At 74.1% G+C, this 12,129-nt stretch carries 8 protein-coding genes and 1 riboswitch; of the genes, 4 read left to right on the top strand and 4 right to left on the bottom strand.

Annotation, left to right across the window (positions count from 1 at the left end; all coding sequences use genetic code 11):
• Positions 1-8: 8 nt before the first annotated feature.
• The 3 genes from ACIA6T_RS08735 to ACIA6T_RS08725 are packed head-to-tail and all read right to left on the bottom strand — an operon-like array spanning position 9 to position 3,510.
• On the bottom strand, positions 9-896 hold the full coding sequence (locus tag ACIA6T_RS08735) for an ABC transporter permease (protein WP_399445833.1): 888 nt from the start codon (positions 894-896) through the stop codon (positions 9-11).
• A gap of 35 nt (positions 897-931) precedes the next feature.
• Entirely contained in the window at positions 932-1,900 is a 969-nt protein-coding gene (locus tag ACIA6T_RS08730) for an ABC transporter permease (protein WP_399446063.1), read from the bottom strand.
• A 20-nt stretch (positions 1,901-1,920) separates the two neighbouring features.
• Positions 1,921-3,510 (bottom strand): ABC transporter substrate-binding protein, encoded by a 1,590-nt coding sequence (locus tag ACIA6T_RS08725; protein WP_399445832.1) that lies wholly within the window; start codon positions 3,508-3,510, stop codon positions 1,921-1,923.
• Positions 3,511-3,712: 202 nt separating this feature from the next.
• Positions 3,713-3,894: riboswitch (cobalamin riboswitch) on the top strand.
• Between the two features lie 29 nt (positions 3,895-3,923).
• Between ACIA6T_RS08725 and ACIA6T_RS08720 the strand changes: the two genes are divergently transcribed.
• Genes ACIA6T_RS08720 through ACIA6T_RS08705 form a run of 4 tightly spaced genes read left to right on the top strand, consistent with a single transcriptional unit; the run spans position 3,924 to position 6,630 of the window.
• Complete coding sequence (locus ACIA6T_RS08720) at positions 3,924-4,643, top strand: energy-coupling factor ABC transporter permease (RefSeq protein WP_399445831.1); 720 nt, start codon at positions 3,924-3,926, stop codon at positions 4,641-4,643.
• Positions 4,640-5,014 carry an energy-coupling factor ABC transporter substrate-binding protein gene (locus tag ACIA6T_RS08715; RefSeq protein ID WP_399445830.1) on the top strand — a complete coding sequence of 125 codons (375 nt, stop codon included), beginning with the start codon at positions 4,640-4,642 and terminating at the stop codon, positions 5,012-5,014. Before ACIA6T_RS08720 ends, ACIA6T_RS08715 begins: the two co-directional genes overlap by 4 nt.
• 6 nt (positions 5,015-5,020) lie before the next feature.
• Positions 5,021-5,770, top strand: a complete 750-nt coding sequence (gene cbiQ / locus ACIA6T_RS08710) for a cobalt ECF transporter T component CbiQ (protein WP_399445829.1) — start codon at positions 5,021-5,023, stop codon at positions 5,768-5,770.
• Complete coding sequence (locus tag ACIA6T_RS08705; protein WP_399445828.1) at positions 5,767-6,630, top strand: energy-coupling factor ABC transporter ATP-binding protein; 864 nt, start codon at positions 5,767-5,769, stop codon at positions 6,628-6,630. The genes cbiQ and ACIA6T_RS08705 overlap by 4 nt, the downstream gene beginning before the upstream one ends.
• 32 nt (positions 6,631-6,662) lie before the next feature.
• Here the strand turns inward: ACIA6T_RS08705 and ACIA6T_RS08700 are convergent, their stop codons facing one another.
• Entirely contained in the window at positions 6,663-11,990 is a 5,328-nt protein-coding gene (locus tag ACIA6T_RS08700; protein WP_399445827.1) for a DNA repair ATPase, read from the bottom strand.
• Positions 11,991-12,129 lie beyond the last annotated feature (139 nt).

The raw sequence follows: 12,129 nt of genomic DNA, 5'->3' as shown, positions 1-12,129 counted from the left end.
TTGCTCGGTCACAGCGTGAGCTCCGATCGGCGGCGGGGGTTGATCCGCTCCCGCCAGACACCGGCGAGGCCGGCGATGGCGAGCGTGGGGATGATCAGGAACAGGCCGGGGAAGAGGGTCGGCCACCACTGTCCGGCGAGCAGGGAGCCGCGGGCGCCCTGGATGAGGGTGCCGAGGCTGGCGGTGTGGGTGGGCAGGCCGAGGCCGAGAAAGGACAGGGCCGACTCGTGCCACATGGCGTGCGGCACCATGAGGACGGCGGCGAGGCCGGCCTGGGGCAGCACACCGGGCAGCAGGTGCCGTACGACGACCCGCCACCGGGAGGCGCCGCCGGAGACGGCCGCGTCGATGTAGGGGCGGGAGCGCAGCGAGAGGACCTCGGCGCGGACGATCCGGGCGGTGGACAGCCAGTGGGTGAGGCCGACGGAGATCACCACCGGCCAGACGCCCGGCCGGAACATGGCGACGATGAAGACGCCGAGCAGCAGGTGCGGTACGGAGGAGAAGGTGTCGACCAGGCGCATGACCGCGCGGTCGGCCCAGCCGCCGAGCGCGCCCGCGGTGGCGCCGACGGCGGTGCCGATCACGGTGGCGGTGAGGGCGGCCACCACGCCCACCAGCAACGACACCCTGAGCCCGTAGACGCAGCGCAGCAGCAGGTCGCGGCCCACGTCGTCGGTGCCGAAGGGGTGGGACCAGGACGGCGGCAGGAGTTTGGCGGCGAGGTCGACGGCCTGCTGGTCGAGTCGGACCAGCGGCGGTACGAGGAGCACCGCGAGGACCGTCACGGCGACCAGGGTCGCGGAGACGCGCAGGCGGAGGGTGTGGGTGGAGCGGCGGGCGGTGCCGTGCGCGCGCCACACCGTCTTCGTCACGGCGGTGGTGTCAGCAGCCATGGGGGTCACATCCGTGGGTGTCACGTCCATGGAGGTCACATCTCATTCAGCTTCACCCTCGGGTCGATCAGTCCGTAGAGCAGGTCGGCGAGGAGGTTTCCGGCGAGGACGGCGGCGGTGGCGAGGGTGGTCAGCGCGGCCAGCAGCGGGAAGTCGACGGAGGTGGCCGCCTCCACGGTGGCCGCGGCGATGCCCGGCCAGCTGAACACGGTCTCCACCAGCAGGGCGCCGGTGATGAGTTCGGGGACGCGGGAGCCGATCAGGGTGAGCACGGGGAGCAGTCCGGAGCGCAGGGCGTGGCCGAGCAGGACGGTGCGTTCGCTCAGGCCGCGGGCGCGAGCGCCGCGCACGGGGTCCTCCGCGAGGGCGTCGCCGACGCCCTGACGGACGTAGAGCGTGAACCAGGGCAGTTGGGAGACGGCGAGGACGCCTGCGGGCAGGATCAGGTGGCTCGTGACCTGGCCGAGGGTGACCTGGTCGCTGCCGGTGTCGGTGAGGCCGCCGGCCGGGAGGACGTCCAGCTCGAGGGCGAACAGCCAGACGGCGAGCAGGGCGATCCAGAAGACCGGGGCGGCCTCCAGGGCGTACGCGAGGGAGGTGACCGTACGGTCGAGGAGCGAGCCGGGGCGGCGGGCGGCGAGGACGCCGAGCACGGTGCCGAGCAGGACGGCGACGGCGAACGCGACGGCGCACAACAGGGCCGACCAGACCAGGCGTTCGCCGATCACCTCGGCCACGGGCTGGCGCATCACGGTGGACTGGCCGAGGTCGCCGCCGGACGCGGAGGTCAGCCAGTCCCACCAGCGGGCGGTGAACGGCCGGTCCACGCCGAGGTTCTCCCGCAGCCGGTCCAGGGTCTCCTGGTCGGCGCCGAGCGCGGCGGTGCCGGCGTACGCCTTGACGGGGTCGAAGGGGGAGGCGGCGGCGACGGCGAACACGCCGAAGGTGACGACCAGCAGCACGGGCACGGCGAACAGGGACCGCCGTGCCGTGAGCCGGGTCATCTCTCCCCAGGGGAGTGCGGTCATGCCGTGGGCTGCCAGTCCTCGACGTTCCACCAGGGGCCGCTGGCGAAGCCGTGTTCGTGGGGTTCGGTCTGGGTGGTGAGGTCCTTCCAGCGGTCGGCGAGGACGTACATGTGGTCGATGTGGGTGAGGAAGGTGTAGCCGGGGTTCTTCACCAGTTCGCGCTGGAGGGTTTCGTAGGCGGCCTTGCGGTCCTCGGGGTCCTGGCTGCGGCGGCCGGTGTCGAGGGCCTCGTCCACGGCCGGGTCGTCGTACCGGGCCATGTTGTTGAAGCCGTCGCCGGCGAGGGAGGAGTGCAGCAGCGTGTAGAGGCCGAAGTCGGGGTCACCGGTGCTGCCGAAGCCGGCGAGGACGGCGTCGTGCTTCATCCGGGGTTCGATGACCTCCCAGGTGGCGCTCTCCACCTTGACGTCGATGCCGGCCTTCCTGGCGTCGGAGGCGTAGGCCAGGGCGTGGTCCTGGCGGACCTTGTCGCCGGAGGGGTAGGAGAGGGTGAAGCGGGCGGCGCGGCCGTCCTTGGCGCGGATGCCGTCCTCGCCGGCCTTCCAGCCGGCCTCGTCGAGGATGCTCCCGGCCTCGTCGAGGTCCTGGGAGCGTTCGGCGTCCTCGGCGAACCAGGGGTCGTCGACGGGCAGCGGGCCGTAGGCGGGGCGGCCGGCGCCGTCGAGGATCTTGTCGACCATGGTCTCGCGGTCCACGGCGAGGTCCAGGGCGCGGCGGATCGCGGTGTCGCCGGTGACGGGGTCGCCGGTGGGGAGGGTGACGGCGCGGAAGTCGTACGACGTCGCCCGGTACGTCTTCCTGCCGCCGTCGTTCCCGAAGGTGGCGGCGAGGTTGGGCGGGAGGGTCGCGCCGTCGAGGTCACCGGAGCGCAGCCGGGTGGCGCGGACGTCGTCGTCGGCGATGATCGCCATGGTGAGCTTTTTCACCTTCGGGGCGCCGCCCCAGTAGTCCGGGTTGGCCTTGAAGGTGAGCTTTTCGCCCTTGCTCCAGCCGGTGAGCACGTACGGTCCGGTGCCGATCGGTTCGGTGTTGAAGGAGCCGGTGTCGGGGTCCTGCCCGCCCGCGATGTGCTCGGGGACGACGGGCAGCACCGTGCGGGCGGCGAAGGCCGCGTAGGGGTAGTCGAGGGTGAAGACGACCTTGTCGTCGCCGTCGGCCCGGACCTCCTTGACGGCGTCCAGTTCGCTCTTGGCGGTGTTGTTGGTCCTGTCGTCCAGCACGGTGTCGTACGTGAAGACCACGTCGTCGGCGGTCAGCGGCTCGCCGTCGCTGAACTTCACGCCGTCGCGCAGGGTGTACGTGTAGGTGCGGCCGCCGTCGGTGACCTCGGGGAGCGCCTTCGCCAGGGCCGGCTTCAGCTTCATGCCGGCGTCGCGGGCGAGGAGTCCGTCGAAGATCTTGGAGTTGCCGTCCTTGCCGTAGCCGAGCAGGGGGCTGAGCGTGTCCGGTTCGGACGGGACCCCGATCACGACGGATTCGGCGGACGCTCCGCCGTCCGCGCCGCCGTCGCCCGGCGCCGAGCAGGCGGCTACCGCACCGGCCATCGCGACCGCGGCGGCGGTACCCCGTATTCGTCGGGTCGTCATCGAACCTCACATCCCTGTTGCCCAGAAATCGTTGTTGCATATTAATTGCAGTAAGGTACTGCCCAGGACCGCGGCCCCCCACTCCCCCGCCCCGACGGACGGTGCCGCTCGTGTCAAGTGCGCAGGTGTGCGCCGGGGTGCGAGCCGTCGGGCGCCGTCCGCGCGCCCCCTGTGACCGCTTGTCACCGGACCGGAACGGGCACTACTGTCACCACGCCTTGGTGACGGGAAATCGGTGCGATACCGGTGCGGCCCTCGCCACTGTGATCGGGAAGTCCGGCTCCAGTCCTCACGGACGGCCACTGGGCCCTAGGGCCCGGGAAGGCGGAGCACGGGCGGTGGTACCCGTCAGCCAGGAGACCGGCCAAGGCACGTCAACCATCCACGAGGTGCTGGAGAGGGTCTGCTGAGCCATGCACATAGCCGAGGGTTTTCTGCCACCGGCGCACGCGGTCGCCTGGGGCGCCGCGTCGGCGCCGTTCGTCGTCCACGGAGCCCGGTCGCTCATCCGTGAAGTCAGGGAACATCCCGAGAGCACGCTGCTGCTCGGCGCGTCGGGAGCGTTCACGTTCGTCCTGTCCGCGCTGAAACTGCCGTCGGTCACCGGGAGTTGCTCCCACCCCACCGGCACGGGTCTGGGCGCGATCCTGTTCCGGCCGCCGGTCATGGCGGTACTGGGCACCATCACCCTGCTGTTCCAGGCGCTGCTGCTCGCCCACGGGGGGCTGACCACACTGGGCGCCAACGTCTTCTCGATGGCGATCGTCGGCCCCTGGGCCGGGTACGGCGTCTACCGGCTGCTGCGCCGGTACGACGTGCCGCTGATGGTGGCGGTGTTCTTCGGCGCGTTCGTCGCCGACCTGTCGACGTACTGCGTGACGAGCGTGCAGCTGGCGCTCGCCTTCCCCGACCCGGGGAGCGGATTCCGGGGCGCGCTGGGCAAGTTCGGCTCCATCTTCGCCGTGACGCAGATCCCGCTCGCGGTGAGCGAGGGGCTGCTGACCGTGCTGGTGACGCGCATGCTGGTGCAGTCGAGCAAGGGGGAGCTGACCCGGCTCGGCGTGCTGGTGACGTCGGCGGCCGGGCGGAGGACGGCGAAGTCGTCCGACCCGGCGGAGGCGGTGGCCCGATGAGCCGCGACGCGAAGATCAACATGCTGCTGCTGGTGCTGGTGGCCGCGCTCTCCGTGATCCCGTTGGTGTTCGGGCTCGGCGACCACAAGGAGGAGCCGTTCACCGGCGCGGACGCCGAGGCGGAGACGGCGATCACCGAGATCGACCCGGACTACGAGCCGTGGTTCTCCCCGCTGTACGAACCGCCGTCCGGGGAGATCGAGTCGGCGCTGTTCGCCCTCCAGGCGGCGATCGGCACGGGCGTCCTCACGTACTACTTCGGGCTGCGGCGCGGGCGGCGGCAGGGGGAGGAGCGGGCGCTGGCACGGCTGCGGGCCGGGACGGACGCGGACGCCGGTGACGGGGCCGTCTCCGAACGACGACGGGTCTGACGGCACGTGCTGCCGATCGACGCGGCGGCGCACAGCAGTCGCTGGCGCCGCCGTCATCCCGTGGACAAGGCCGTGCTGGGGCTGGGGCTCACCCTGCTCGCCGTCTCGCTGCCGCCGTGGCCGGGCGCGGCCCTGGTGCTGGTGACGGCGCTCGTGGTGCTGCTCGGCCCGGCGGGGGTGCCGGGACTGCGGCTGTGGCGGGCGTACCGGGTGCCGCTGGGCTTCTGCGTCACCGGGGCGCTGACGCTGCTGGTGCGGGTGGGCGGGCCGGACGGGTTCGTGTCCTGGGCCGAGGACGGGCCGCTGCGCGCCGGGGAGTTGATGCTGCGCACGTCGGCGGCCTCGCTGGGCGTGCTGCTGTTCGCCTTCACCACGCCCATGTCGGATCTGCTGCCGCGTCTGGTGCGGGCCGGGGTTCCGGCGCCGCTCGTGGACGTGGCGCTGGTGACGTACCGGATGAGCTTCCTGCTGCTGGACTCGGTGCGCCGCGTCCGGGAGGCGCAGGCGGCCCGGCTCGGGCACACCACCCGGGCGGCGACGTGGCGTTCGCTGGGCGGGCTGGGCGCGACCGCGTTCGTCCGGTCCTTCGACCGGGCGGCGCGACTGCAGACCGGGCTGGCCGGACGCGGTTACGACGGCACCCTGCGCGTGCTGGTGCCCGAGGCCCGTGTCTCCGTCCGGTTCACGGCGCTGAGCGTGGCGCTCCTCGCGGCACTGGCCGCCCTCACCTTCGTACTGGAAAGGCCATTGTCGTGAGCGAGTCCGTGCTGGTGGCCCTGCGGGGCGCGTCGTTCGCGTACGAGGACGGCCCGCCCGTGCTCAGCGGCCTGGACTTCGAGGTGCGCGAGGGGCGCGCGCTGGCGTTGCTGGGGCGCAACGGCAGCGGGAAGACGACGCTGATGCGGCTGCTGAGCGGTGGACTGCGGCCGGTGGGCGGCGAGTTGACCGTCGAGGGGCGTCCGGTGCGCCACGACCGCAAAGGGCTGACGGCGTTGCGCACCACCGTGCAACTGGTGGTGCAGGACCCCGACGACCAGTTGTTCGCGGCGTCCGTCGGCCAGGACGTGTCGTTCGGGCCGCTCAACCTCGGCCTGTCCGACACGGAGGTACGCGCCCGGGTGGCGGAGTCGCTCGCCGCGCTGGACATCACCGCCCTCGCCGACCGTCCCACGCACCTGTTGTCCTACGGGCAGCGCAAGCGGACGGCCATCGCGGGCGCGGTCGCCATGCGGCCCCGCGTCCTGATCCTCGACGAACCGACGGCGGGCCTGGACCCCGACGGCCAGGAACGCCTTCTCGCGACCCTCGACGGCCTGCGCGAGAACGGCACGACGGTCGTCATGGCCACCCACGACGTGGACCTCGCCCTGCGCTGGGCCGACGACGCGGCCCTGCTCACCCCGTCCGGCGCGCACACGGGCCCGGCACCCGAGATGCTGTCCCGCACGGATCTCCTCGCGGCGGCGGGGCTGCGGCTGCCGTGGGGGGTGGTGGTCGGGCGGCTGCTGCGGGCGCAGGGGTTGGTGACCGGCACGGCCGCCGCTCCCTGCTCCCCGGAGGAACTGGCGGCCCTGGTGGCCGCGTCCACCACCGGCGGCGACCCGCACGTCCCGTGAGGGACGGGCGGCCGGCCCCTCCACCGGCGCGATCACAGGGGCGCAGGCGGCACGTCCGTGCCCTCGGGGAACTGCCGGGCCGCGTGCGGGGTCCCCGGGCCGGCCGGCGGTCGGCGCGGGTCCGCCGCGCGGGTGATGGCCGACTCGACGGCGGCGATGCGGTCGCCGAGGAGCGCGAGGGCGGCGATCGCGCGGGTCAGGGCGTCCTCGTCGGGGGTGCCCAGGGTCAGGGTGCGGACGTGGGCCGCCTTCAGCTCGGTCCAGCGGGCCGCCCGGTCGGGGGTGAGCGTGCCGCGCAGCTCGGCGAGCTTGAGCAGGCTCGCCTCGGCGCCCGTGGTGAGGGTCTGGGCCTCGGCCGTGTAGTGGTCGTCGATGACGGCGGTCAGTTCGGCGGCGTTCATGACGGGCTGGATCCGCTGGGCGATCTTGTTCATGTTGCGGTAGGAGCCCTGGAGGCGGAACGGCGGCTCGGTGCGGGCGTCGTCGGACTGGGCGGCGGAGGCGATGTAGGCCGCGTTGACGGCGAGGACGGTCCGGCGGGCGGTGAGGAGGTGGCGCAACACCGCCAGGACGCGGTCCAGTTCGGTGGGGGCGTAGGGGTGGGTGAGGCGGTCGGCGCGGGCGGTGGGGTCGTTCTCGGCGAGGCGGATCAGCAGGTCGAGGTCGGCGCGGTCGCGGCCGGCGAGCGGGGCGAGCACCGGGTTGGCGGTGAGGGCGTTCTCCACGAAGCTGAGCGCGAAGACGTCCTCCTTGCCGGTGAGGACGTCACCGAGGTTCCACACGTCGGCGCGGTTGGCCAGCATGTCCGGGACCCGGAAGGCCTCGCCGGACTCGGTGTAGGGGTTGCCGGCCATGCAGACGGCGAACCGCTTCCCGCGCAGGTCGTAGGTGCGCGGCTCGCCCTCCCACACGCCCTCCATCCGGCGCGTGGCGTCGCACAACGGGATGAACTTCTGGAGCAGTTCGGGCGAGGTGTGCTGGATGTCGTCCAGGTACAGGAGGGTGTTGCTGCCGGCGGCGAGCGCGAAGTTGATCTTCTCGATCTCCTGGCGGGCGGTGGCGTTCGGTGCCTCGGCCGGGTCGAGCGAGGTGACCGCGTGGCCGAGTGCGGGGCCGCTGATCCTCACCAGCACCAGGCCGAGGCGGTCGGCGACGTACTCCATGAGGGTCGTCTTGCCGTAGCCGGGCGGGGAGACGAGCAGCAGCAGGCCGCCGGTGCCGGTGCGGCCGGACTCGCCGGTGGTGCCGAGCTGTTTGGCGAGGCTGTCGCCGACCAGCGGGAGGTAGACCTCGTCGACCAGGCGGTTGCGGACGAACGACGACATCACGCGCGGCCGGTGGTCGTCCAGGCGCAGCCGGGTGCGCTCGGCGGTCACCAGGGCGGTGCGGCGGCGCTGGAAGGCACGGAAGGCGGGTACGTCACGCTCCCCGAACTCCTCGGTGCGGGCGAGGAATTCGTCCAGGCGGAGGGCGAGGCGGCGGTCGGTGATCCGGGGGTGGGTGCCGAGCAGACCGTCCACGGTGGCGGTCAGGGGGGCGTCCGATGTGTGGCGGGGCGTGTCCGGGCAGAGTTCGGCGGCCACGGCCTCGGCGAGGTCGCCGGCGGCCGGCTCGTCTCCGGTGGTCGCGGCGTACGCGGTCAGCCAGGCCTCGACCAGTTGGCGGCGGGCGGTGAGGCCGGCGAGGGCGGGGAGGTCGTCGTCGTAGGCCCCGGTGGCGACCGTGCGGCGGAAGGCGTCGAGCAGGGCGCGGGCGCGGGCGCTGATGACGAAGCCCTCGGGGCCGGTGGTCAGTTCCTCGAAGAGGTAGGCGGCGCAGGCCTCCGGGCGGGCGGGGGCGCCCCCGTCCCATTCGCGTACGGCCCCGGCGAGTTCCCTCCGTAGCGCGTCGAGGGCGGGCGGCGGCCCGAAGGCGTCGCGGACGCGGGCCAGGGAGCGGGCGCGGCGGGTGAGGTCGGCGCGTTCCTGGGCCGTGGTGCCGTGCGTCCAGTACAGCAGGGCGTGGGCGCGGGCGGCGGGCTCGTGGCGCAGCAGGCCCGCGCGGGCGTACAGGGGCAGTACGGCGGTGAGGATCGCGGTGGCGTCGTGGTCGTGGACGCCCCGCTCGTACCCCTCGTCGTACGCCTCCTCGGCGGCCCGGCGGACCAGGGCGGCGAGGTCGTCGGCGCCGGTCAGGGCGTCGGGGCCGGGCTCGCGCAGCAGGCGGGCGGCGAGGTGCTCGGCGCGGTAGACCCCGGGTGACTCGGACGGCAGGTGCCGGTTCCACAGGGGGCGGTCGGCGAGGAGGGCGGGGTCGGTGACGGGGGCGCGGTAGTCGGTGCCGGTGAGGGCGAGCGCGAGGCCGTCGCCGTGCGGGACGACGGTGAGGTCGAGGGGCTGGGTGGAGACGGCGAACCGGTGGTCGCCCAGGCGGATGGCGCGTCCGCCGTCCGCGTAGAGGTCGGTGCGGTCGCGCAGGGCGCGGGCGGCCTCCTGGCGGGCGGAGCGCAGCCGTCCGTCGAGTTCCTCGGCGCGGACGCGGTCGCCGAGTCCGCGCAGTTCGTCGGCGGTGCGGCGGACCTTGGTGACGAGCGGGTCGGAGGCGAAGTAGGTACTGACCGCGTCGGTGTCGGGGAGCGTGGCACAGCGCCGGGTGATCGTCTCCAGTACGCGGGCGGCGGCGGAGGCGAGCTGTTCGGCTCGGCGGGCGCGGGCGTCGGAGAGGCTCTGCTTGCGGGCGGAGAACGCCTCGTAGAGTTCGGTGCGCCGGTCGGCGAGCTCGCCGAGGACGTCGTCGAACTCGGCGAAACGGGACTCCAGGGCCTCCAACTGGGCCAGCACCCGTGTCAGTTGCTCGTCACAGGCCTCCGGGGTGTCCGCCACCGCGAGGGCACCGGTGACCGTCTGGCCGAGCAGGGAGAGTTCGGCGGCGAAACCGGCGCGCGCCTCCCGGTCGAGGAGGGACCGGCGGCGGGCGTCGAGGGTGGCGCGGGCACGGTTGACGCCGGCCATCGCCTCGGCGACCCGCTCCAGGACGGCCGTGCGGACGGTGGCGTCGGCGATGTCGAGCCCGGCGACCACCTCGGTCACCGTGCGCAGCCCGTCGGCCAGTTCGTCCAGGCGGGCGGCGACCGGGGCGGCCTCGGCGGTGGTGGTGACCGACTCGGCGTCGGCGACCAGCCGTTCGACGTCCGCGTGATGGGCGGCGAAGGCGTCCTCGCGGGCCAGGAAGGCGATCGCGCGCTGCCCGAAGGAGGCGAGGTCGGCCTCGGCCCCGTCGGCGAGGGCGTCGATGCGGGCGTGGTCCGCGTACCGCGTGTCCTTCAGGGTCAGCAGATGCCCCTGGGCGTGGCGGAGTTCGGTGAGTCCGGTGACCCAGGCGGCGGCCTCGCGGGGCTGCTCGCCGCGCAGCCGGCGCACCACCGAGGCGATCCGGTCCGCCGCCTCGTCGAGCGCCTCGGCCGCCCGGCGGGTGAGGTCGCGTACGGTCTCGAACTCGGCCAGCACCTGGTCGGCGGTGGCCCGCATCTCCGTCAACGGGGCGCGCAGATCGCCGAGTTCGCTGTCGCCCAGCCAGTGGTGGGTGTCCAGGGCGCGGACGCAGGCGGCCACCAGGGCCGTGTACACCTCGGTGGTGGGGGTGGTCTCGGCGACGGAGCGGGCCAGGGACAGACAGTCGGAGATGCCGCGTACGAGGTCGGCGTTGCCGACCCGGGCCAGCGGGCCCTCGCCGACGGGCTGTGCGGCGGCGTGGGTGTCGGAGACGTAGGGCGAGTGCCACAGCTGTACGGGGTGGACGCGGGCGGGTTCGTCGCCGTCGGGGCGCAGCAGGGCGAGGAGTCCGTCGTCGGACAGCGCCCAGCCGTGGCAGGCCATCGGGGTGGCGACCGCCTCGCGGATGAGGTTGTACGACAGCAGCAGCGCGCGTCCGCGTCCGGGCGCGTGGAAGACGTACAGCACGTCCTCGCCGTGCGGCGAGCGCACCTCGTGTGCGAACTCCATCCCAGTGGTGTCGAGTTCGTACGTCTTGTGGGGGCCGGCGGCGAGGCAGTAGCCGCCGGGGAAGACGATGCCCTGGTCGTCGGGGAGCCGGCGGGGGCCCTGTCCGATGCCGTCGAGGCGGACGACGGACCGGGTGAGGGTGTTGAAGACGAGGTGGCGGGGCGCGGTCTCCTTGTAGGGGAGGATCCGCAGCAGGATCAGGGGGCCGACGCGGGCGTGGGCGATCTCGGCGTCGGCGAGGGACTGCAGGGGCTCGTCGACCGGTTCGCTGTGGATGCCGTCGGGGGTGGCGGTGTCGTTCTCGGTCTTGACGGTGAGGGTGCCGCCGAGGGTGTCGACGAACACCTCGCCCTGGACGGAGACGTGCGAGTGGCGGCCGAGGACGTGGTCCTCGCGGGTGGTGGGCGTCCAGTCGATGTCGGCGGGCGGGGTGCGGGCGTGGTCGCGGTCGCCGCGCGCGTCCAGGAAGACCGCCGACCGGCCGTCCTCCGGGATCGTCCAGCGCAGCACGCGGATGTCGCCGGTCTTCTCGCCGGTCTGGAAGACGGCGAGCAGCTTGCCGTCGACCCGGCGCAGCCGCAGCAGGCGGGCCTGGCGGTAGTAGCGGTGCAGGGCGGCGAACTCGCGGACGAAGCCGGGGTCGTCGAGGAGTCCGGGGACGGCGTCGTCGGGGAGGCGGCCGAGGTCGCGGTCGTGCGGGGCGAGGACGTCGGCGACCGTGGTGTCCCGTTCGGGCCGGGGCCGGGCCTCGTATCCGAAGAGGAGTACGTCGCCGACGGCGACGATGTCGCGGGGCACGGCGGTGCGGTCGGTGCGCAGCCGCTCGGTGCCGGTGAGGCGCAGTTCGGGGGCGCCGAACTCCTCGGCGCGGCGGTGGTTCAACGCCTCGGCACGGCGGGCGAGTTCGGTGGCCCGGTCGGCGAGGCGGTCGCGCAGCACCTGGTAGGCGCCGCCGTCGACCGCCGCGTCGGTCCCGCCCGGCGCGGGCGTACGGGACGGCTCGTGGGGCCCGCCGGCGCCGGCCCGCTCACGAGCGGTGTCCGCGCCGGACGCCCCGCGGGATCCGCCCTGCCCGGACGCCCCGCGGGATCCGCCCTGCCCGGACGCCCCGCCGTGCCCTCCCGGGCCGGATGCCGTCCGGGACCGGCCCCCGTCGGGCGCGCCCTGCGTCCGGTCCGCGCCGGAGGTCCCCCGGGAACGGCCCGCGCCGGGCGCCCCCTCGGAGCCGCTCGCTCCGGACGTGCCGTGGAGGGCACCGGTCGCGGCAGCGGGAGAGGCGCCGGTCCCGGGACGGCCGGGAGCGGCGCCGGTTCCGGGCGTGCCCGGGCCCGGCGTTCCGCGCGGGGCCGTGTTCGTGGGCTCGTGGGTGCCGGTGGTCATGGCTGGCTGCCTCTCGGAAGATGCGGTCGGGGGGCGCCCGCCCCCGGGGGGGGGGGCCCCCCCCGCGGGGGGGGGGGGCCCGGGGGGGGGGGGGGGCGCGGGGCGCCGCCCCCCGCCCCCCCGGCCCCGCCCCCCCCGC

The sequence above is a fragment of the Streptomyces sp. NPDC051740 genome, from assembly GCF_044453165.1.
Lineage (GTDB): Bacteria > Actinomycetota > Actinomycetes > Streptomycetales > Streptomycetaceae > Streptomyces > Streptomyces atrovirens.
Note: the sequence above shows the minus strand (reverse complement) of the source record. Positions and strands in the feature narration are given on the sequence as shown.